At 73.3% G+C, this 20,709-nt stretch carries 17 protein-coding genes; 9 read left to right on the plus strand and 8 right to left on the minus strand.

Annotation, left to right across the window (positions count from 1 at the left end; all coding sequences use genetic code 11):
* Positions 1 to 58 precede the first annotated feature (58 nt).
* Genes ABD230_RS17585 through ABD230_RS17595 form a run of 3 tightly spaced genes read left to right on the plus strand, consistent with a single transcriptional unit; the run spans position 59 to position 2,372 of the window.
* Positions 59 to 820, plus strand: a complete 762-nt coding sequence (locus tag ABD230_RS17585; RefSeq protein WP_344377964.1) for a LamB/YcsF family protein — start codon at positions 59 to 61, stop codon at positions 818 to 820.
* The gene (locus ABD230_RS17590; protein WP_344377967.1) at positions 817 to 1,515 is read left to right on the plus strand and encodes a 5-oxoprolinase subunit B family protein; all 699 of its coding nucleotides are present in this window, start codon (positions 817 to 819) and stop codon (positions 1,513 to 1,515) included. Before ABD230_RS17585 ends, ABD230_RS17590 begins: the two co-directional genes overlap by 4 nt.
* Positions 1,512 to 2,372, plus strand: coding sequence for a 5-oxoprolinase subunit C family protein (locus tag ABD230_RS17595; RefSeq protein WP_344377970.1), 861 nt, complete (start codon positions 1,512 to 1,514; stop codon positions 2,370 to 2,372). Before ABD230_RS17590 ends, ABD230_RS17595 begins: the two co-directional genes overlap by 4 nt.
* A 7-nt stretch (positions 2,373 to 2,379) precedes the next feature.
* Here ABD230_RS17595 and ABD230_RS17600 read toward each other — a convergent pair whose 3' ends face one another.
* Positions 2,380 to 3,234, minus strand: coding sequence for a spermidine synthase (locus ABD230_RS17600; RefSeq protein WP_344377973.1), 855 nt, complete (start codon positions 3,232 to 3,234; stop codon positions 2,380 to 2,382).
* A 24-nt stretch (positions 3,235 to 3,258) separates the two neighbouring features.
* The gene (locus tag ABD230_RS17605; protein ID WP_344377976.1) at positions 3,259 to 4,014 is read right to left on the minus strand and encodes a spermidine synthase; all 756 of its coding nucleotides are present in this window, start codon (positions 4,012 to 4,014) and stop codon (positions 3,259 to 3,261) included.
* 114 nt (positions 4,015 to 4,128) lie between these two features.
* On the opposite strand from ABD230_RS17605, the gene ABD230_RS17610 reads away from it, so the two are divergent.
* On the plus strand, positions 4,129 to 4,485 hold the full coding sequence (locus ABD230_RS17610) for a group I truncated hemoglobin (protein ID WP_344377978.1): 357 nt from the start codon (positions 4,129 to 4,131) through the stop codon (positions 4,483 to 4,485).
* A 14-nt stretch (positions 4,486 to 4,499) separates the two neighbouring features.
* On the opposite strand, the gene ABD230_RS17615 is transcribed toward ABD230_RS17610, so the two are convergent.
* Complete coding sequence (locus ABD230_RS17615; RefSeq protein WP_344377982.1) at positions 4,500 to 7,163, minus strand: LuxR C-terminal-related transcriptional regulator; 2,664 nt, start codon at positions 7,161 to 7,163, stop codon at positions 4,500 to 4,502.
* Positions 7,164 to 7,476: 313 nt separating this feature from the next.
* Here ABD230_RS17615 and ABD230_RS17620 point away from each other — a divergent pair, with 313 nt between their 5' ends.
* The 3 genes from ABD230_RS17620 (at position 7,477) to ABD230_RS17630 (ending at position 9,194) form a co-directional block, all read left to right on the plus strand.
* On the plus strand, positions 7,477 to 8,310 hold the full coding sequence (locus tag ABD230_RS17620; RefSeq protein ID WP_344377985.1) for an Ig-like domain-containing protein: 834 nt from the start codon (positions 7,477 to 7,479) through the stop codon (positions 8,308 to 8,310).
* A 103-nt stretch (positions 8,311 to 8,413) separates the two neighbouring features.
* A complete protein-coding gene (locus tag ABD230_RS17625; RefSeq protein ID WP_344377987.1) occupies positions 8,414 to 8,791 on the plus strand; it encodes a hypothetical protein in 378 nt (125 codons plus the stop codon).
* Position 8,792: 1 nt separating this feature from the next.
* Positions 8,793 to 9,194, plus strand: coding sequence for a hypothetical protein (locus ABD230_RS17630; RefSeq protein ID WP_344377991.1), 402 nt, complete (start codon positions 8,793 to 8,795; stop codon positions 9,192 to 9,194).
* Positions 9,195 to 9,292: 98 nt separating this feature from the next.
* Here the strand turns inward: ABD230_RS17630 and ABD230_RS17635 are convergent, their stop codons facing one another.
* From ABD230_RS17635 to ABD230_RS17655, 5 genes are read right to left on the minus strand one after another with little or no spacing between them, the layout of a single operon-like run.
* The gene (locus tag ABD230_RS17635; RefSeq protein ID WP_344377992.1) at positions 9,293 to 10,099 is read right to left on the minus strand and encodes a hypothetical protein; all 807 of its coding nucleotides are present in this window, start codon (positions 10,097 to 10,099) and stop codon (positions 9,293 to 9,295) included.
* Positions 10,096 to 10,725 carry a hypothetical protein gene (locus ABD230_RS17640; RefSeq protein WP_344377994.1) on the minus strand — a complete coding sequence of 210 codons (630 nt, stop codon included), beginning with the start codon at positions 10,723 to 10,725 and terminating at the stop codon, positions 10,096 to 10,098. The genes ABD230_RS17635 and ABD230_RS17640 overlap by 4 nt, the downstream gene beginning before the upstream one ends.
* The gene (locus ABD230_RS17645; RefSeq protein ID WP_344377996.1) at positions 10,722 to 11,348 is read right to left on the minus strand and encodes a hypothetical protein; all 627 of its coding nucleotides are present in this window, start codon (positions 11,346 to 11,348) and stop codon (positions 10,722 to 10,724) included. The genes ABD230_RS17640 and ABD230_RS17645 overlap by 4 nt, the downstream gene beginning before the upstream one ends.
* A 9-nt stretch (positions 11,349 to 11,357) precedes the next feature.
* The gene (locus tag ABD230_RS17650; RefSeq protein ID WP_344378000.1) at positions 11,358 to 12,548 is read right to left on the minus strand and encodes a hypothetical protein; all 1,191 of its coding nucleotides are present in this window, start codon (positions 12,546 to 12,548) and stop codon (positions 11,358 to 11,360) included.
* A 28-nt stretch (positions 12,549 to 12,576) separates the two neighbouring features.
* Positions 12,577 to 12,873: a hypothetical protein gene (locus ABD230_RS17655; protein WP_344378003.1), complete on the minus strand. Its 297-nt coding sequence runs from the start codon at positions 12,871 to 12,873 to the stop codon at positions 12,577 to 12,579.
* A 366-nt stretch (positions 12,874 to 13,239) separates the two neighbouring features.
* On the opposite strand from ABD230_RS17655, the gene rpoB reads away from it, so the two are divergent.
* Entirely contained in the window at positions 13,240 to 16,731 is a 3,492-nt protein-coding gene (gene rpoB / locus ABD230_RS17660; protein WP_344378005.1) for a DNA-directed RNA polymerase subunit beta, read from the plus strand.
* Positions 16,732 to 16,775: 44 nt separating this feature from the next.
* Complete coding sequence (gene rpoC / locus ABD230_RS17665; RefSeq protein WP_344378008.1) at positions 16,776 to 20,678, plus strand: DNA-directed RNA polymerase subunit beta'; 3,903 nt, start codon at positions 16,776 to 16,778, stop codon at positions 20,676 to 20,678.
* Positions 20,679 to 20,709: the final 31 nt, after the last annotated feature.

A 20,709-nucleotide genomic window follows, 5' to 3' on the forward strand; every position in this document is an offset into this window, starting at 1 on the left:
CCCAGTCTGCACGGTGGCGGACGGCCACGGCCCCCCGCCGGCGCGGGACAATGGAGGCATGGAGCACGCGATCGACCTGAACGCGGACCTCGGCGAGTCGTACGGCGCCTGGCGCATGGGCGACGACGCCGCCATGTTCGAGGTCGTCTCGAGCGCCAACGTGGCGTGCGGGTTCCACGCCGGCGACCCGCTCACCATGCACCGCAGCGCCCGCCTCGCGGTGCGCCACGGCGTGGTGCTCGGCGCCCACCCGGGGTACCGCGACCGTGCCGGATTCGGGCGTCGTGCGCTCGACGTCTCCGCCGAGGAGCTCGCCGCCGAGGTGGTCTACCAGCTCGGCGCGCTCGCCGCCGTCGCCCGCGCCGCCGGCACCGAGGTGCGCTACGTCAAGGCTCACGGGGCGCTCTACCACCGGCTCGGCGCCGACCGCTCCGCGGCCGCCGCGACCGCCGCAGCGCTCGTCGCGGCGGCCCCCGGCATCGTCGTGCTCGGTCCGCCCGAGAGCGAGTTCGAGCGCGCCGCCGCCGAGGCCGGCATCCGCTACGCCCGCGAGGCGTTCATCGACCGCGGCTACCTGCCCGACGGCCGGCTCGTGCCGCGCGACCACCCGGATGCGCTCGTCGAGGACCCGATGCGCGCGGCGGACCGCGCGCTCGAGCTCGTGGAGACCGGCGGCATCGCCGCGGCCGACGGGGCGCGGGTCGAGCTGGCTCCCGACTCGCTGTGCCTGCACGGCGACACGCCCGGCTCGGTGGGCATCGCCCGCGCCGTGCGGGCCGCGCTCGCCGAGGCGGGCCACGACGTACGGCCGTTCGCATGAGCGACCGAGCCGTCCGGGTGCTGCCGGCGGGCCGGGCCGCGCTGCTCGTGGAGTGCGACGGGCTGGACGAGGTGCTCGCACTGCACGACGCCCTCGCCGGCTCCGCGCCCGACGGCGTGGTCGAGCTCGTCCCCGCGGCCAGGACCCTCCTCGTGGCGCTCGACCCCGCCCGGCTGCCCCTCGAGTCCGCCGAGAACTGGGTGCGCCGCACGGCCCGCGACCGTGGGTCGATCGACGACGGCCGGGCGGGAGCGCCCGGCGGGGCGGGTGCGCCGCCCGCCGGGGCGAGCAGCGCTGCGGACGACCGCATGGCCGACGCCGTCATCGAGGTCGACTACCGCGGCGAGGACCTGCTCGACCTCGCGGCCGTGCTCGACGTCACGCCCGAGCACCTCGTCGCCCGGCACGTCGCCGCGCACTGGCGGGTCGCGTTCATCGGCTTCGCCCCCGGATTCGGCTACCTCGTCGCCGACGACTGGCCCTTCGACGTGCCCCGGCTCGACGTCGCCCGCACGCGCGTCCCGCCGGGTGCGGTGGGCCTCGCCGGCGCGTTCTCCGGCGCCTACCCCCGTGAGAGTCCGGGCGGCTGGCGCCTGATCGGCCGCACCGACGCCGTGCTGTGGGATCCGGCCGCGGATCCGCCGGCCGCGCTGCTGCCGGGCCGCGGCGTGCGCTTCCGCGAGGCGACCCGATGACCCGGCTGCGCGTCGAGGCGACGGCGGGGCGCGTGCTCGTCCAGGACCTCGGACGGCCCGGGTTCGCCCATCTCGGCGTCGCCGCCTCCGGCGCGCTGGATCGGGGTGCGCTCGCCCTCGCCAACCGGCTCGTCGGCAATCCCGACGCGCACGCGGGGCTCGAGGTCGTGCTCGGCGGCCTCCGCTTCGTGCCCGATGCCGACACCTGGTTCGCGGTCGCCGGCGCGTGGGGATCGGTGCGCGTCGCCGGTCACGAGGTCGGCCCCTACCGGGCCGCACGGGCGCGCGCGGGCGAACCCGTCGAGCTCGCGCCGGCCGACCGGGGCCTGCGGTACCTCGTGGCCGTCCGCGGCGGCCTGGACGAGTCGCCCGTGCTGGGCTCGCGCAGCCGCGACACGCTCTCGGGGATCGGCCCCGAGCCGGTGGAGGCCGGGCGCATCCTCGCGGTGGGACCCGAGCCCGCGGCATCCGTCCCGCTGCTCGACGACGACGCGGCGTGGCCGCCGCCGCTCGGCGCCGTCACGCTCGGCCTGCTGCCGGGTCCGCGTGCGGACTGGCTGACCCCCGGAGCCCTCGCGGCACTGCACGAGTCGTCGTGGCGGGTCTCCGCCTCCGCCGACCGGGTCGGCGCGCGCCTCGAGGGGCCGGCGCTCGAGCGCCGTGTCGCCCGCGAGCTCGTCAGCGAGCCCACCGTGCCAGGCGCCGTCCAGGTCACCGGTGCGGGGGTGCCCACCGTGCTGCTCGCCGACCGGCCCGTGACGGGCGGGTACCCGGTCGTCGCGATCGTCGAGCCCGCGTCGCTCGACCGGCTCGCCCAGGTGCGGCCCGGGCAGGCGGTGCGGTTCCGGCACGCCTGAGCGGGGGCTACGGCTTCGCGAGGAACACCGAGCGCGACGGCGGCGGCGACGGCACCGCCGTGCCGTCCGTCACGACGGGCGCACCCGCGATGAACCGCACGAGCTCCTCGCCGTCGACGAGCTTCGCCGGAACGGGGTCGCTCGCGAGCCGGCGCGGCAGGCCCTCGAACGGCAGCGGGTCGTGGGAGGCGTACATCACCACGTTGCCGAACCGCCGGCCCTTCAGCATCGAGGTGTCGGCCGCGAGGGCGACGTGCTCGTACACGTGCGCGAGCGTCGCCGCCTGCGAGCGCGCGAACGCCAGGCCCGCGCCGTCCGCGACGTTCACCGCGACGATCCCGCCCGGCGCGAGCCGCGGCGACACCAGGCCGTGGAACTCGGCGCTCGTCACGTGCGCGGGCGTCCGCGCACCCGAGAAGATGTCGACGACGGCGAGGTCGACCGCGCCGTCCAGCCCCGCGGGGAGCTTCGCGAGCACCTCGCGGGCGTCGCCGTGCCGAACGCGTACCTGCGCGGTGCGCGGGAGGGGCAGGTGCGCCCGGACCAGGTCCACCAGGTCGGTCTCGAGCTCGACGACCTGCTGTCGCGACCCGGGTCGCGTCGCGATCACGTACCGGGGCAGGGTGAACGCGCCGCCGCCGAGGTGCAGGGCCGTGATCGGCTCGCCCTCCGGACGCACGAGGTCGGCCGCGTGCCCGATCCGACGGACGTACTCGAACCCGAGCCACTCCGGCTCCTCGAGGTCGACATGGGACTGCGGGGTCCCGTCCACGTAGAGCGTCCAGGACCCGGGGCGCGACCGGGACTCCTCGAGTCGGGCGAGGTGTCCGCTCACGGCGAGGCGTCGTTCGAGTTCCGGCACGGATGCCACGCTACCCGCGACCGCTCAGCACGCGCCCCACAGCACGACGTCCAGCCGCGACCCCTCGAGCAGCTCGGCCGGGAAGGGCCCCGCCTCGCGGAGCCGCTCGACCACGCGCCGCGCGACCGGGTGCCCCGCGACGATGACGGCGTTGCCCTCCTCGGCCCCGGCCAGCACCGACGGAGGACCGGCCACGACGACCTCGATCGAGGGGTCGGCGCGGGCGATGCCCCGCGCCTGCGCCGCGAGGCGCGGCCCGCCCGCGGCGTCGGCGACGTTGACCACGAGGAGCCCGCGAGCGTCGAGCCGTTCGAGGCAGGCGCCGAGGAACGTCGGGTCGTCGACGAACGCCGGGGCCTCGAGCCGGGCGTAGAGGTCGACGATGACGAGGTCGAACCTGAGGTCGGGGGCCAGCCGCGCGAGCGCGTCGCGGGCGTCGGCGACGAGGATCGAGATCCCGGCGTCGACGGGGATCGGCAGCCGTTCGGTCACGAGCGCGACGAGCCGGCCGTCGGCCTCGACGACGACCTGTCGCGAGTCGGGGCGGGTCGCGGCGACGTAGCGCGCGAGGCTCATCGCCCCGCCGCCGAGGTGCAGCACCGAGATCGGCGCGCCGGGATCGGCGACCGCGTCGACGACGTTGCCGATGCGCCGCACGTACTCGAAGAAGAGGCGCGTCGGGTCGTCGGCGTCGACGTGCGACTGGGCGGCGCCGTCGACGAGCAAGGTCCACCCCCGCGACGAGAACACGTCGCGCTCGAACTCGATGCCCGGCGCCATGCGGGCATCGTCCCACGCGGCGGAGCCGAACGGCCACCGGGATGAGCAACGCCTGCTCAGTCGCCGGTCGCGGGGGCGCGGCATCCTAGGATCGCAGGGACGAGGGAGGGCGGCATGACCGAGCTGTACGACGAGGTCGGCGGGCCGGACGGCGTGCGCACCGCGGTCGCGTTGCTCTACCGGCGCGTCGTCGCCGACGACGAGCTCGGCCCGTGGTTCCGCGACGTCGACCTCGACCGGCTCCGGTCGCACCAGCGCGCGTTCCTCTCGGCCGCGTTCGGCGGTCCGCAGGTCTTCTCGGGCCGCGGGCTCGCAGATGCGCACGCCGGCCTCGAGATCACGGATGCCGCGTTCGACCGGATCGTGCAGACGCTGCTCACGAGCCTCGCCGATCTCGGCGTCGGCCACGGCGCGGTCGCGCGCGTGGGCGAGCGGCTCGAACGGGTGCGCGGCGAGATCGTCACCGCCTGACGTGGCGACGCCGGTCAGATCCGCAGCTCGCGGCGACCGCGGATGCCGAGCTTGCCGTACGTGGACTGCAGGTGGTTGTTCACCGTGCGCGGCGAGAGGAAGAGGCGCGCGGCGATCTCGTTCGAGCTGAGCCCCTGCGCCGCGAGCGAGGCGACCTCCCGTTCGCGCGGCGTGAGCGGTTCGGTGCCCTCCGCGAAGCGGAGCAGGGGCGTCCGCGCGCCCTCGCAGGCGGCGGCGAGCGCCGTCGCCTGCCGCAGGTCGGCCGTGGCCTCGCGCCCGCGGCCGTCGGCGCGCGCCGCCCGGCCGGCCGAGGCGAGGGCCTCCGCCGCGTACAGCCGCGACCCGACGCGTTCCCACTCGGCCGCCGCCGCCCGCAGGTCGCCGGGGCGGGCCTCCGCCTCGGCCCGCGCGTGGGCGGCGCGCCCGGCGACCTCGACGGCGCCGGTCGCCGCTGCGAGCTCCTCGAGGCGGTCGGCCGCCCGCGCGGTGTGCGTGCGCGAGCCGAAGCGCGCGACGTGGTGCAGGAGCGTCGAGGCGACCGTCACGGCGCCCCGCGGCAGCACCAGGTCGACGCGGTCGAGCAGCCGCGCGCTCGCGCGGTCCGCGGCGCCCTCTGCGGCGTCGATCCACGCGTCGGCGAGGGCCGCGAGCGAGCTCTGGTGTTCGAGGCCGGGCACCACGCGCTCGCGATGGGCCCGGGCGGCGGCCGCATCGCCCTGTTCGGCGGCGACGATCGCGAGGAAGCAGCGTGCGAACTCGCGCAGGGACTTGGGGCCGTGCAGCTCGGCGCCGCCGACCGTGTCGCGGAACCAGCGCGCCGCGGTGTCCAGCCGCCCGAGCTGCCAGAAGACGCGGCCCATCGTCAACTCGTCGATGCGCGCCGTCAGCTCGTCGTCGTCGCGGATCGCGTCGTGGAGCGAGTCGACGACGGTGCCCCGGGCCTCCTCGAGCCGATCCGCGGCGATCAGCACGTGCGCGAGCACGACCTCCGCCCTGCGCGGCGCGATCAGGGACCCCGGACGGCGGGCGAGCTCGACGGCGCGCTGCGCCGCCTCGACCGCCTCGTCGGTCCGGCCCACCAGCGAGAGGGGCATCGCGGACGCGAGGTCGAGCACGGCACCCGCCGGCGCGTCCGCCGCGAGCGAGGCCGCGACCGACTCGACCGAGGCGAGCGCCGCCGTGCCGAGCTCGAGGTCGACCTGCAGCGCCGACTTGCCGAGCCCGATCGTCGCGGACTGCCCGGGCAGTTGGACCTCGAGCGACTCGAGCAGCTCCAGGCCCCGAGCCGTGCCGAGCGGGTCGCCGCCGAGCACGTCCGCACGCGCCCGGCCGATCGCGGCCAGCAGCATCTCGTCGGCGCCGTCGTCGAGGCACGCGCGCTGCGCGCGGTCGAGCGACTCGAGCGCGTCCGCGCCGCGTCCGAGCGACCAGAGCAGCTCGCCGTGGAGCAGCAGCGTGGGGGCGTCGCCGGCACCCGCCTCGACGGCGGCGGCCGCCAGCCGCTCCGCCGTCCGCCGGTCGTGCGCCGAACGCGCGAGGGCGGCGCACCTGGCCAGCAGCGTGGGGTCCGACGGGCGACCGGCGTCGAGCCGCCAGACGGCCACCCGGAGCTCGTCGCCGGCGTCCATCGGCCGGGACGCGACGAGGTCGGCCTCGTCGAGCAGGAGCGACATCGCGCGGATTCGCGGCATCGAATCGCGCACGGCCGCGGCGTAGTGGGGGTGGGCGAGTCCGACCCGCACGCGCGGGGTCGACTCGTCGACGCGGACGAGTCCGCGCATCTCGAGCCCCGCGAGCGCCTCGGCCGCACCGGGCCGGGCGAACTCGTCGAAGGCGAGCGGCTCGCAGAGCGCCAGTCGCTCGATCGCGTCGCGTTCGGCGTCGTCCAGCCCCCGGAGACGGGCCCGGATCAGGTCCCGCAGCGCGGGGGTGCCGACGGGATCGCCGACGAGCTGCCACAGGCCGTCGCGTGAGGCGAGGGAGCCGGCCTCGGCGGCGCCGATCGCGAGCTCGCGGAGGAACAGCGGGTTCCCGTGCGCGGCGCGGTGGAGCTCGACGACGTCGCGGTGCGCGACCACCCCGCCCAGCACGCGGGTGAGCAGCTCCGCGACGTCCTCGACGCGGAGCGGACCGAGGTCGAGCCGGACGGCGTCGGCGGATGCCGCGAGCGGCAGCAGCCCGTCCGGCACCGGGTCGCCCTCGCGCACGGTCGCGGCGAGGCGGAGCACGCCGGCCTCGACGAGCTGGGCGACGAGCGACACGGACACCGGGTCGGCGACGGTGACGTCGTCGATGGCGAGCAGGACCGGGCGCCCGTCGGCCAGTCGGCGCACCGCCGAGGAGGCCGCCGCGAAGAGCGCGACCGGGTCGCCGGCCGCGGTGACGAGCGACGCGGGCTCGCGGGCGAGCACGGGGGCGAGCGCCGACAGGGGGATCGCGCTCAGGGCCGGGTTGCCGCTCGTCGTGAGCACGAGCCATCCGTCGTCGGCGAGGCGTTCCCCGACGGCCTGGACGACGCGCGACTTGCCGATGCCCGAGGCGCCGTAGGCGAAGGCCGCTCGCGACGTCGCCCCGAGCGCCGTCGCGGCGCGCTCGACCTCTGCATCGCGCCCGACGAGGGGCCAGCTCTCGTCGAGCGCGAGGGGCACGTCGGCCGTCCCCCCGGGGTCCAACGACACCATCTCGGTCCTTCAAACTCTCCGGCGAGGCCGGTGGTCTCACTGTACGGCGTCGGCCTGCGGCGATGGCCGTGCGGATTGACCCCCGAACGGGGGAAACCGTGCACGCCGGCCGACCCGTGCCGGCCGCGGCGATGCAGCGCGCCGTGCCTGCCGGGTGAGCAATGCCGGCGGGAGCCTGAGCAACCGTCCGGACGGAATGAGCAGGCCGTGCCCATCCGAGCCCGCGGCCAGGACGGGATGCTCGTCCCGGCGCGACGGACGCGCCCCGCGGAGCCGAGAGGGCACGCGAACCCAGACCTCAGGAGCATCGATGTCATTGCCCGCACTCCTCCACGACCGGGGCTCCGCGCGCCGTCGGACCGCCGACGGCCGTGCGGCCGCGCTCGCCCTGGCCGTCGTCGTCGCCACCGGCGGCGTGCTCGGCGCCGCCGCCGGTGCCCGCGCCGACGAACCGGCCGCGGAGCCGCCCGCGGCGATCGCCGCGCCCGTCGCCGTCAACCATCCGCCGGTCGCCGGCGACGACGCGTACTCGCTCGAGCAGGGCTCGACGCTCGACGTGCCGGCCCCCGGGTTCCTCGCCAACGACGTCGATCCCGATGGCGACGCGATCGTGGGCCATGTCACCGACACCACGAAGGCCGCCTCCGGCTTCGACTGGTTCCCCAACAGCGGCGGCTTCACGTACGAGCCCGCTCCCGCCTTCGTCGGCACCTTCGTCGTCGGGTACCAGGTCCGCGACGAGCACGGCGCGCTCAGCAACTGGGCGAGCATCACGTTCGAGGTGCTGCCCGCGGGCGCTGGCGGATCGGGCGAGCCGTGCGAGGCCGGGTCGAGCCCGGAGTGCACGCCGGCCGAGCCGGGCGAGCCGGTCGAGCCGGTCGAGCCGGGCGAGCCGGGCGAGCCGGGCGAGCCGGGCGAGCCCGCCGAGCCGAGCGAGCCCGCCCCGGCCGACCCCGAGCCCGCGGCGGCTCCGACGCCGCCCACGCCTGCACGCGCCGTCGCGCACGTGCCCGCCGCGACGACCCCGGCCTCCGCCCTCGCCGAGACCGGCACCGACCTGCGGCTCCCGGCCGCACTCGCCGCCATGCTCCTCGCCCTCGGCCTCGTGCTCCGGTTCTCCCGGCGCCGCGCGACGGACGACTGACCCGGATGCCGCGGCGCCGATGGGGGAACGCCGACGCCGCGGCATCCGCATCACCGCTCAGCGATCCCCGACCCACCACCACCGCCCAGAAGGAGCAGGAACCATGAAGATGTTCAGTCAGTTGCGCGACATGGCCGAGATGGTCCAGGCCGCGCCCGGCCTGATCGACCAGGCGAACGCGCTCGCCGAGCAGTCGTCCGCCTACCGCAGCCGGATGGATGCCATGGCCGTGCAGGCGATGCAGGCCGAGCCCGCCGCGGGCGCGCTCGAGCCGATCGCCGGCGTCGACCTCGACCGGTACGCGCGGATCGTCAAGGGCATCGCAGCGTTCGGCTACGACGAGGCCGAGCTGCCCGTCGTGGCCGGCATGTTCGGCGTCGACCCCGAGGCGTGGGCGACCGCGCAGGCCGGGTGGGGTGCACGGATCCAGGCCGACCGCGGCGTCGGCCGGGCGTTCAACGAGCGCTACGCGGCGGTGTGACATGCCGTTCCTCACCGATCTCCGGACCCTCCGGGCCCAGTCGACCGCCATGCGCGAACGGATGGACGTCGGCGCATCGCTCGCCGCCGCCCGGCAGTCGCTCGAGCAGGCGAACCGCGTGATGGCCTCGGCCGTCGCCGCCCACGACCCCGCGCTCGACCTCGCCCGGGTCCGTGCGACCGCGAGCGTCGTCGCCGCCCGGCAGCTGCCGATGGCCATCGGGATGGACGCCGTCGTCGAGCTCGAGCTCGTCGCGACGATGCCGGGCGGCATCCCCGTCCCGGCGACGCGGACCGTGCCCGTCGCACCGCTCCAACTCGCCCGGGTCACGCCGGGCTCGATGGTCGACGTGAGCCTCGTGCCCGGCCGCCCGGACACGCTGCGCATCGAACTGGCCGGCTGACGCGCGGCCGGGTCCGCCCGACGGGAGCGGATGCCGCGTGGGATCGATCCCACGCGGCATCCGCACGTCGAGGCCGGGGCAGGGGGCCGTGGCCGTCGTCAGACGGACGCGCTCGACCGGCCGAGCGGCGCGCGCACGGCCCGGGCCGCCGTCTCCGGCGAGACCACGCCCTGCAGGCGCAGCCACTCGACGGCGCGACGTCGATCGTCGAGCAGGCGGTCGCGTTCCGCTTCCGGGAGCGCGGCGAGGGCGGCGTCGAGCCGGCGTTCGCGGTCGAGGCGGCTCGGCGCCGATCGCTCGCCGGATCCCGTACCGCGGACGTCGACGTCACCCGTCGGAGCCGGTCGGCGAGAGGCGCGACGCGAGGCCCGCGCCACGACCCCACCCAGCACGGCCACCCCGACCGCGGACGCGGTCCAGGCCGGCCACCCCGGCACATCCTGCCGCGCGCCGACCAGTGCCGTGCCCACCGCGATGAGCGTCGCGAGCACGGCCGTCGCCGCGCCGATGCCGCCACTGTCCGGTCGCCCGCGCGCGATGCGGGCGAGGAGCACGAGCTGGACGACGGCCGCGACGAGCAGCGACGCCCCGGCGACCGGCACCGCGACGCGACCGTCGACGTCGTCGATGCCGAGCGGGTCGCCCGCGAGCACCGCGAGGCCGAGGACGGGTGCGGCGAGCACCGGCACGGCGATGAGGGTCGCGACCGCGATCCCCGCTCCGAGCAGGAACCCCACGCGGCGACGCGCGACGAGCACGCCGGAGCCGGCCGGCCCGAGGGCCCGCAGCGCGGCCGGGTGGTCGCGGAGCACATGCGCCTCGAGCTCGTCCCAGTCGACGCGGGCTCCGCGGGGCAGCGTGCGCACCCAGGCCGCGGCGTCCGGGACGCCTCGCGCGCCGGTCACGCCCGGTGCCACGCCGGCCACGTCTCGCGGTCCGACCGCGTGCCCACGCCCTCCGGAAGTGGACGGGCGACCCACGGGTGCCCGGCCCGCACCCGCTCGACGGTGCGCGCGAGCTCGCGGACCGGGTCGGCGACGTGGGGGAGCAGTGCCGGCAGCGTCGGATCGAGCGTCACGAGGACCATGGTCTCGTCGTCGGCGAAGCACGCCTGGATGCCGATCAGCTGCTCGCCCCGCTCACCGGGCAGGGCGTCGGCGTGCACCCACTCGACGCCGGGGCCGAGCCGGGCGCCGTCGACGTGCTCGGCGCGCGAGGTGGGCCGGGCCCGCAGCTCGTCGGCGATCGCGGCCCGGCCCGGCGACGCGAGCACCGAGATCCGCACCGTCGCGGGGAGCGGGACGACACTCGGCCAGAACGTGAGCACGAGGTGGTCCTCGCCGCGGCGGTCCACGGCGTGGGCGAGGAGCGCCGGCACGAGCTCCGCGGCATCCGCCGGCCAGTCCTCGCCGAGCGCACGGACGCGGTCGACGTTGGACCGCACCCACGCGTCGCGGTCGTCGGCTCCGATGCCGGCGGGCACCACGAGCCAGCGCGGACCGAGGTCGGCGACGAGTTCGCCGGCGCTCACGCGGCGGGCCCCGCGGTCGGCGGAAGCCACCGGAGGGTGGCCACGTGCGCGTCGATCGCGAAGCGCGTGGCGGACCGCAGCGGGTCGTCGTCGGGGGCGTCCGGCTCGTGCGGCAGCACGGCCGTGAGGAGCAGGGCGCGGCGGCGACGGCTGCCGGGCACCGGCGTGAGGTACCGCACCGTGGTGACCCCGAGGCGCACGCCGTCCTCCTCGCGCACCTCGCGCTCCTCGAGCCGGATGAACCGCTTGTCGTCGCCGAGCGGCGTCGCGCCGCGCGCGATGAGGCCGGCGACGAACTCGTCCAGCGTGGCGCCGTCGGGGCCCGACTGCACCGACGCCGTGACCGACGCCGGCACGAACGGCACGCCGTCGCCGCTCGAGGTCTGCAGCATCACGGCGACGCCGCCGGCGCGCCGGAGCGCCTCGAACGCCTTCGAGATCGAGGTCCGCGCCGCCGCCCAGAGGTCCGGACGGTGCGCGGCGAGGAGCTCGGCGCGGACGTCGGCGAGCAGCCGGTCGCGCGCATCGTCGTCCGCCTCGAGCCGCGACCAGCCCTCCGGCAGCAGCATCGTGAACTCGGGATCGCGGGCGGCCCCCAGCGCCTCGCGCAGGCTCTCGGTCATCCGTCGACCCTACCGACCGGCGCCCACGAGGCCGTCGTACGTGCGGCTCCAGAGCCCGTCGCCCGTGCCCCACGAGAGCCCGGTGTTGATCCGGCCGAGGTGGGTCCAGGCCGTGCTCACGAGGATGTCGGCGGGCTTGGCGGAGCCGATCGCGCTCGCGGCCTTGCCGGTGAAGAAGCGCGAGATGGAGTCGACGAGCCGGCCGTCGGCGCCGTGGTTGCGCACGAGCTGCGCGAAGCCGTTGCGGATGCCCTCGACGCCGGAGCCCGAGAAGCGGAACGCGGCACGACCCGAGCCGATGACGGTCGAGACCTCGGTGCGGATGGCGCTGCGCCCCGCGCCGGTGAGGACCCCGCCGAGCAGGTCGTCCGCGAACTTCGCCGATCCGAGCTTGCCGAGGCTCCCGAACGGGATGACCCCGATCGCGGCCAGCACCACCTCCTTCGTGCCGGCGTCGCCGCGCGAGGCCTGGTACACGGTGAGCACGAGGGTGGCGATCGCCACGGCGGCCGCGAGCGCGGCGACGAGCGGGCCGCCGACGATGATCGAGGCGATGACGAGCACGTAGCCGACGACCTTGAGGACCTCGAGCGCGCCCGCGACGAACCCGTCCGCCCGGTCCCAGAACCCGTCCTCGATCCGGCCGTCGAGGACCTCGCCGACGTTCGAGGCGGCGCGCTCGAACGCCTCCTCCCACGTGTCGTACTCGCGGTCGAACCACTCGGCCTCGTCCTCCCAGGCCTCGTACGCGGCCTGCTTCGCGCGGTCCTGCTCGGCCTGCGCGGTCGCCTCGTCGCCGTCGGGGTCGACCGGGAGGAGGAACGGCGGCCGCTCGCCGTCGAGATAGCCCGGCGTGGAGACGAACTCGTGCCACCGCTCGTCGCAGGCGTCGGCCCGGCGGTCGAGCCGCGGCTTGACGTCGGCGAGCGCCTCGCCGTAGGCGCGGACCACGGGCCCGGTGGGCCGGTACATCTCGCCTGCGCGGCGGAGCTCCTCGTGGACGTCGCCCACGACCTCGCGCAGTTCGTCCATCGCGAGCCCGCGCTGTCCGGCCGCGCCGTCGGCGATGGACCGGAGCGTGGCGGCGGAATCGATCATGTCGATGCCGAGCTGCTCGATCTCGGCGCCGCGGCGGATGATCGTCGACGGGGTGCCCTCGAGGCGGGCGATCGTGCGTCCGCGTGGCGAGTTCGGGTGCATGCAGGGTGCCTTCCGGTCGGGCGGATGGTCAGTCGGCGTCGAAGCCCGCGGCGGTCTCGCGGTCCCAGTCGCGGAAGCCCTCGAGCACGCCGTGGACGTGCTGCTGGACCTCGGCGACGTCCTCGGCGAGGTGCTTGCGGCGGTTGTCCCAGCGGTCCTCGAAGTCCTCGACCGCCTCGCGGAGGTCGTCGCGGCCGAAGGGGTCGCCGATGGCGTCCTCGAGCACGTCCGCGCGGGTCGCCGCCTGCTGCAGCTCGGCGGTGATCGACTGCAGCTTGGCATCGAGTTCGGCGAGCACCTCGTAGCTCACGACGACGTCGGTCATGCGGACTCCTCTCGGTTCCGCGGGACACGGTACCGGGGGCGCCGGAGGCGGCTCCATGGGGAGCGATCCCCATGCGGTGCAGGGCCGACGCGCGCGTCGGCGGGCCGGACGGAGGGGTCGTGCATCGGCGTCGGCGCGCGATCGCGCGGGTTATACCGGAGAACCGGGCACAAATCAAGAATCCGACTGGACATGGCGCGCGATCCGGTCTATGCTTGACCTTTGCGCTCCCAGACCCACTCTGCCTTCATATTGCGGTCGGCTTCTGCATGCCGGGTCATCCCCGGCATCCACCACGTCTGAGGGGTCCACTCCACCACCACCGACAGTGAACCGGCCCCTCACGGGGCCATGGAGGTCATTTCCTTGGCTGCTGCGCGCAACGCAACCACGCCCACCCCCAAGAACGGACGCGGTGCAAGCCGCCTCTCGTTCGCGAAGGTCACCGACACCCTCACCGTACCGGATCTGCTCGCCCTCCAGACCGAGAGCTTCGACTGGCTCGTCGGCAACGAGGCGTGGCGTGCCCGCGTCGAGGAGGCCATCGAGTCCGGCCGTCAGGACCTTCCCGAGGCCACCGGCCTCGAGGAGATCTTCGAGGAGATCTCGCCCATCGAGGACCTCGGCGAGACCATGCAGCTCTCGTTCTCGAACCCGGAGCTCGAGCCGCCGAAGTACACCATCGACGAGTGCAAGGAGAAGGGCAAGACCTACTCCGCTCCGCTGTACGTCAACGCGGAGTTCATGAACCACCTCACCGGTGAGATCAAGACCCAGACGGTCTTCATGGGCGACTTCCCGCTCATGACCCCGAAGGGCACCTTCGTCATCAACGGCACCGAGCGCGTCGTCGTCTCGCAGCTCGTGCGTTCCCCGGGCGTCTACTTCGAGCGCACGCCCGACAAGACCTCCGACAAGGACATCTACTCGGCCCGCGTGATCCCGAGCCGCGGCGCCTGGCTCGAGTTCGAGGTCGACAAGCGCGACCAGGTCGGCGTCCGCATCGACCGCAAGCGCAAGCAGTCGGTCACCGTCTTCCTGAAGGCCCTCGGCCTCACCTCCGAGGAGATCCTCGAGGAGTTCGCCGGCTACGAGTCGATCGCGCTGACCCTCGAGAAGGACAACATCCTCACCAAGGAGGAGGCGCTCAAGGACATCTACCGGAAGCTCCGTCCGGGCGAGCAGGTCGCGGCCGAGGCCGCGCGTGCGCTCCTCGACAACTTCTACTTCAACCCGAAGCGCTACGACCTCGCCAAGGTCGGCCGGTACAAGATCAACAACAAGCTCGGCCTCGAGGCGCCGCTCACCGACTCGGTGCTGACGGTCCAGGACATCGTCGCCACGATCAAGTATCTCGTCGCCCTGCACGAGGACCGCGCCGAGCTGCCGGGTCGCCGTGGCGGCAAGGACGTCACCATCCGCCTCGACGTCGACGACATCGACAACTTCGGCAACCGCCGCATCCGCGCCGTCGGCGAGCTGATCCAGAACCAGGTCCGCACGGGCCTGTCCCGCATGGAGCGCGTGGTCCGCGAGCGCATGACCACGCAGGACATCGAGGCGATCACCCCGCAGACCCTGATCAACGTGCGACCCGTCGTCGCCGCGATCAAGGAGTTCTTCGGCACCTCGCAGCTGTCGCAGTTCATGGACCAGAACAACCCGCTGGCCGGCCTCACGCACAAGCGCCGCCTGTCGGCGCTCGGCCCGGGCGGCCTCTCGCGCGACCGCGCGGGTGTGGAGGTCCGCGACGTGCACCCCTCGCACTACGGCCGCATGTGCCCGATCGAGACGCCGGAGGGCCCGAACATCGGCCTCATCGGCTCCCTCGCGTCGTTCGCCCGCATCAACTCGTTCGGCTTCATCGAGACGCCGTACCGTCGCGTCGAGAACGGGAAGGTCACCGACCGGATCGACTACCTCACGGCGATGGAGGAGAACGACTACATCGTCGCGCAGGCCAACGCGCCGCTGAAGGCCGACGGCCACTTCGTCGAGGACCGCGTCCTCGCCCGCCGGAAGGGCGGCGAGGTCGACCTGTTCCCGGCCGAGGAGATCGGCTACATGGACGTCTCGCCGCGCCAGATGGTGTCGGTGGCGACCTCGCTCATCCCGTTCCTCGAGCACGACGACGCGAACCGCGCGCTCATGGGCGCCAACATGCAGCGCCAGGCGGTGCCGCTGCTGCGCAGCGACTCGCCGTACGTCGGCACGGGCATGGAGGGCTACGCCGCCGTCGACGCCGGTGACGTCATCACGGCCGACCGCGCCGGCGTGGTCGCCGAGGTGTCCGCCGACGCCGTCACGCTGCAGCTCGACGAGGGCGGCACGCAGACCTACTACCTGCGCAAGTTCGACCGCTCCAACCAGGGCACGTCGTACAACAACCGCGTCGTGGTCTCCGCCGGCGAGCGCGTCGAGGTCGGCGAGGTCATCGCCGACGGTCCCGCGACCGACAACGGCGAGCTCGCGCTCGGCAAGAACCTCCTCGTGGCGTTCATGCCGTGGGAGGGCCACAACTTCGAGGACGCGATCATCCTCAGCCAGAACCTGGTGAAGGACGACGTCCTCTCCTCGATCCACATCGAGGAGTACGAGGTCGACGCCCGCGACACCAAGCTCGGCAAGGAGGAGATCACCCGCGACCTGCCGAACGTCAGCCCGGACCTCCTGGCCGACCTCGACGAGCGCGGCATCATCCGCATCGGCGCCGAGGTCCGCCCCGGCGACATCCTCGTCGGCAAGGTCACGCCGAAGGGCGAGACCGAGCTGTCGGCCGAGGAGCGCCTGCTCCGCGCGATCTTCAACGAGAAGAGCCGCGAGGTCCGCGACACCTCGCTGAAGGTGCCGCACGGCGAGCAGGGCACGATCATCGGCGTCAAGGTGTTCGACGCGCAGGACGGCGACGACGAGCTCGGCTCGGGCGTCAACCAGCGCGTGGTCGTCTACATCGCCCAGAAGCGCAAGATCACCGAGGGCGACAAGCTCGCCGGCCGCCACGGCAACAAGGGCGTCATCTCGAAGATCCTGCCGGTCGAGGACATGCCGTTCCTCGCCGACGGCACGCCGGTCGACGTCATCCTCAACCCGCTCGGCATCCCCGGTCGAATGAACTTCGGCCAGGTGCTCGAGACCCACCTCGGGTGGGTCGCCAAGCAGGGCTGGAAGGTCGAGGGCGACCCCGAGTGGGCCAAGCGCCTGCCCGAGGTCGCACGCGAGGCCGAGCCCGGCACCAAGGTCGCGACGCCCGTGTTCGACGGCGCGCTGGAGCAGGAGATCGCGGGTCTGCTGGACTCGACCCTGCCCAACCGCGACGGCGAGCGCCTCATCGACTCCAGCGGCAAGACGCAGCTGTTCGACGGGCGCTCGGGCGAGCCGTTCCCGTACCCGGTGTCGGTCGGCTACATGTACATCCTGAAGCTCCACCACCTCGTCGACGACAAGATCCACGCGCGCTCGACCGGTCCGTACTCGATGATCACCCAGCAGCCGCTGGGCGGTAAGGCGCAGTTCGGCGGCCAGCGCTTCGGCGAGATGGAGGTGTGGGCGCTCGAGGCCTACGGCGCCGCGTACGCCCTGCAGGAGCTCCTCACGATCAAGTCCGACGACATCCTCGGCCGTGTCAAGGTCTACGAGGCGATCGTCAAGGGCGAGAACATCCAGGAGCCCGGCATCCCCGAGTCCTTCAAGGTGCTCATGAAGGAGATGCAGTCGCTGTGCCTGAACGTCGAGGTCCTCTCGGCCGACGGCACCGCGGTCAGCCTCCGCGACACCGATGACGAGGCCTTCCGCGCTGCGGAGGAGCTCGGCATCAACATCTCCGCGCGCTTCGAGTCGTCGAACATCGACGAGATCTGATCCGCCAGGCACACGAGAACGACTTCAGGAATCTAGGAGAGAAATTGCTCGACGCAACGACGTTCGATGAGCTCCGTATCGGCCTGGCGACCGCCGAGGACATCCGCAAGTGGTCCTACGGCGAGGTCAAGAAGCCCGAGACCATCAACTACCGCACGCTGAAGCCCGAGAAGGACGGGCTCTTCGGCGAGCAGATCTTCGGACCCAGCCGCGACTGGGAGTGCGCCTGCGGCAAGTACAAGCGCGTCCGCTTCAAGGGCATCGTCTGCGAGCGATGCGGTGTCGAGGTCACCAAGTCCTCGGTCCGCCGCGAGCGGATGGGCCACATCGAGCTGGCCGCGCCCGTGACGCACATCTGGTACTTCAAGGGCGTGCCCTCGCGCCTCGGGTACCTGCTCGACATGGCGCCGAAGGACCTCGAGAAGGTCATCTACTTCGCCGCCTACATGGTGATCGACGTGGACGAGGAGGGCCGCCACCAGGACATGCCGGGCCTCGAGAACGAGCTCCGGCTCGAGATCAAGGCCATCGGCGACGCCCGCGACGCGCGCATCGCCGAGCTGATGCAGCGCAAGGAGGAGGAGCTCGCGACCCTGGAGGCCGAGGGCGCCAAGTCCGACCAGCGCAAGCGCGCCGAGGCCGCCGCCGACAAGGAGATGGCCGGCGTCCGCAAGTCGGGCGACGAGCAGATCGCGCACCTCGAGCGCGTGTGGGAGGACTTCCGCACGCTCAAGGTCGGCGACCTGAAGCCCGAGGACTCGGTCTTCCAGGAGCTGCAGGACCGCTTCGGCATGTACTTCGAGGCGTTCATGGGCGCCGAGGCGATCAAGAAGCGCCTCGAGACCTTCGACCTCGCCGCCGAGGCGGACGACCTGCACCTGCAGATCGCCGAGGGCAAGGGCCAGAAGAAGATCCGCGCGATCAAGCGGCTCAAGGTCGTCAACTCGTTCCTGCAGACCGGCAACTCGCCGGCGGCGATGGTCCTCGACGTGGTCCCGGTGATCCCGCCGGAGCTGCGCCCGATGGTCCAGCTCGACGGCGGCCGGTTCGCCACGAGCGACCTGAACGACCTCTACCGTCGCGTGATCAACCGCAACAACCGCCTCCGTCGCCTGCTCGACCTCGGTGCGCCCGAGATCATCGTGAACAACGAGAAGCGGATGCTGCAGGAGGCCGTCGACGCGCTGTTCGACAACGGCCGCCGCGGTCGTCCCGTCACGGGCACCGGCAACCGCGCCCTGAAGTCCCTGAGCGACATGCTCAAGGGCAAGCAGGGTCGCTTCCGCCAGAACCTGCTCGGAAAGCGCGTGGACTACTCGGGCCGTTCGGTCATCGTCGTGGGTCCGCAGCTCAAGCTGCACCAGTGCGGCCTGCCGAAGCAGATGGCGCTCGAGCTGTTCAAGCCGTTCGTCATCAAGCGCCTGATCGACCTGAGCCACGCGCAGAACATCAAGGCGGCCAAGCGCATGGTCGAGCGGTCGCGCCCGCAGGTGTGGGACGTGCTCGAGGAGATCATCCGCGAGCGCCCCGTGCTGCTGAACCGTGCGCCCACGCTGCACCGCCTCGGCATCCAGGCCTTCGAGCCGCAGCTGGTCGAGGGCAAGGCCATCCAGCTCCACCCGCTCGTCTGCGCCGCGTTCAACGCGGACTTCGACGGCGACCAGATGGCCGTGCACCTGCCGCTGTCGGTCGAGGCCCAGGCCGAGGCCCGCATCCTGATGCTGGCGTCGAACAACATCCTCAAGCCGTCGGACGGCCGTCCGGTGACCCTGCCCTCGCAGGACATGATCATCGGCCTGCACCACCTGACGACCGAGAAGGAGGGCGCCGCCGGTGAGGGTCGCGCGTTCTCGTCGATCGCCGAGGCCATCCTCGCGTTCGACCAGAACCGCCCGGGCGAGCTCGCGCTCGACCTCGGCGCCAAGGTGAAGATCCGCCTCGAGGGTCTCCACTTCGGCGAGGGCCAGGAGCCGGAGGGCTTCGTGCCCGGCGAGTCGTTCCTGCTGGAGACGACCCTCGGTCGCGCCATCTTCAACGAGGCGCTGCCGGTGGACTACCCGTACTTCAACGCGCAGGCCGGCAAGTCGCAGATCTCGACGATCGTGAACGACCTCGCCGAGCGCTACCCGAAGACCGAGGTGGCCGCGACGCTCGACCGGATCAAGGACGCCGGCTTCCGCTGGGCGACCCGCTCCGGCGTGACCGTCGCGCTCTCCGACGTCGTCGAGCTCCCGCAGAAGCGCGAGATCGTCTCGAAGTACGAGAAGCAGGCCGCGAAGGTCCAGTCGCAGTTCGAGAAGGGCCTCACGACCGACCTCGAGCGCCGCCAGGAGCTCATCCAGATCTGGACCAAGGCGACCGACGAGGTCGCGAAGGCCATGCAGGAGGAGTTCGCGGCGAACCAGGACAACACCATCAACCGGATGGTGACCTCGGGCGCTCGTGGTAACTGGCTGCAGGTGCGCAACATCGCCGGCATGCGAGGCCTGGTGAACAACCCGAAGGGCGAGATCATCCCGCGCCCGATCATCTCCTCGTACCGCGAGGGGCTGTCGGTGGCGGAGTACTTCATCGCGACCCACGGTGCGCGCAAGGGCCTCGCCGACACCGCGCTCCGCACGGCCGACTCGGGCTACCTCACGCGTCGTCTCGTCGACGTCTCGCAGGACGTCATCATCCGCGAGGACGACTGCGGCACGTCGAAGGGCCTCGAGCTCCCGATCGCCGCGGTCGACGCCACGGGCGCGCTCGTGCGCGACCCGAACGTCGAGAACTCGGTGTTCGCGCGGTCGCTCGCGACCGACGCGGTCAACGCCAAGGGCGAGGTCGTGGCCGATGCCGGCGACGACGTCGGCGACGTGCTCATCGACAAGCTCGTGGCGGCCGGCGTGGAGTCGATCAAGGTCCGCTCCGTGCTGACGTGCGAGTCCGCCGTCGGCGTCTGCGCGAAGTGCTACGGCCGTTCGCTCGCGACCGGCAAGCTCGTCGACATCGGCGAGGCCGTCGGCATCATCGCGGCCCAGTCGATCGGCGAGCCCGGTACGCAGCTGACGATGCGCACCTTCCACACCGGTGGTTCGGCCTCGGCCGACGACATCACGCAGGGTCTTCCCCGCGTGCAGGAGCTCTTCGAGGCTCGCACCCCCAAGGGTGCGTCGCCGATCGTCGAGGCTGCCGGCCGCATCACGATCGACGAGACCGAGAAGCAGCGGAAGGTCATCCTGACGCCCGACAACGGCGACGAGCCGATCGCGTACAACGTGCTCAAGCGCTCGACGCTGCTCGTCGAGGACGGCCAGCACGTCGAGCTCGGCCAGCAGATCATCGTCGGCACCGTCGACCCGAAGGAGGTCCTCCGGGTCAAGGGCGTCCGCGAGGTGCAGAAGCACCTGGTGAACGGCGTGCAGGACGTGTACCGCTCGCAGGGCGTGCCGATCCACGACAAGCACATCGAGGTCATCGTGCGCCAGATGCTCCGCAAGGTCACCGTGGTCGACCACGGCGACACGGAGCTGCTGCCGGGCGAGCTCGTCGACCGTTCGCGGTACAACGAGATCAACCGCGGCGCGCTCACCGAGGGCAAGCGCACGGCGTCGGCGCGCCAGGAGGTCATGGGCATCACCAAGGCCTCGCTCGCGACCGAGTCGTGGCTGTCGGCCGCGTCCTTCCAGGAGACGACCCGCGTGCTCACGCAGGCCGCCATGGAGGGCAAGTCCGACCCGCTCGTCGGCCTCAAGGAGAACGTGATCATCGGAAAGCTGATCCCGGCCGGTACGGGCCTCGCCAAGTACCGGAACGTGTCGGTCGAGGCGACCGAGGAGGCGAAGGCGGAGCGGTACCCGAACCGCATCTTCGCCGACGACGCGTCGTTCACCGAGGGCGACCTCAGCTTCGTCGACTTCGACTCGTTCTCGAGCGACGACTTCACCCCCGGCAACTACAGCTGATGGGAGCGGGCGGCGCCTCGGCGCCGCCCGC

Source organism: Agromyces tropicus (assembly GCF_039531345.1).
Classification (GTDB): domain Bacteria; phylum Actinomycetota; class Actinomycetes; order Actinomycetales; family Microbacteriaceae; genus Agromyces; species Agromyces tropicus.

Coding starts and splice junctions, on each gene's coding strand:
- ABD230_RS17585 (WP_344377964.1), top strand. CDS start 59: ATGGAGCACGCGATCGACCTGAACGCGGACCTCGGCGAGTCGTACGGC.
- ABD230_RS17590 (WP_344377967.1), top strand. CDS start 817: ATGAGCGACCGAGCCGTCCGGGTGCTGCCGGCGGGCCGGGCCGCGCTG.
- ABD230_RS17595 (WP_344377970.1), top strand. CDS start 1,512: ATGACCCGGCTGCGCGTCGAGGCGACGGCGGGGCGCGTGCTCGTCCAG.
- ABD230_RS17605 (WP_344377976.1), bottom strand. CDS start 4,014: ATGGCGCCGGGCATCGAGTTCGAGCGCGACGTGTTCTCGTCGCGGGGG.
- ABD230_RS17610 (WP_344377978.1), top strand. CDS start 4,129: ATGACCGAGCTGTACGACGAGGTCGGCGGGCCGGACGGCGTGCGCACC.
- ABD230_RS17620 (WP_344377985.1), top strand. CDS start 7,477: ATGTCATTGCCCGCACTCCTCCACGACCGGGGCTCCGCGCGCCGTCGG.
- ABD230_RS17625 (WP_344377987.1), top strand. CDS start 8,414: ATGAAGATGTTCAGTCAGTTGCGCGACATGGCCGAGATGGTCCAGGCC.
- ABD230_RS17630 (WP_344377991.1), top strand. CDS start 8,793: ATGCCGTTCCTCACCGATCTCCGGACCCTCCGGGCCCAGTCGACCGCC.
- ABD230_RS17645 (WP_344377996.1), bottom strand. CDS start 11,348: ATGACCGAGAGCCTGCGCGAGGCGCTGGGGGCCGCCCGCGATCCCGAG.
- ABD230_RS17650 (WP_344378000.1), bottom strand. CDS start 12,548: ATGCACCCGAACTCGCCACGCGGACGCACGATCGCCCGCCTCGAGGGC.
- ABD230_RS17655 (WP_344378003.1), bottom strand. CDS start 12,873: ATGACCGACGTCGTCGTGAGCTACGAGGTGCTCGCCGAACTCGATGCC.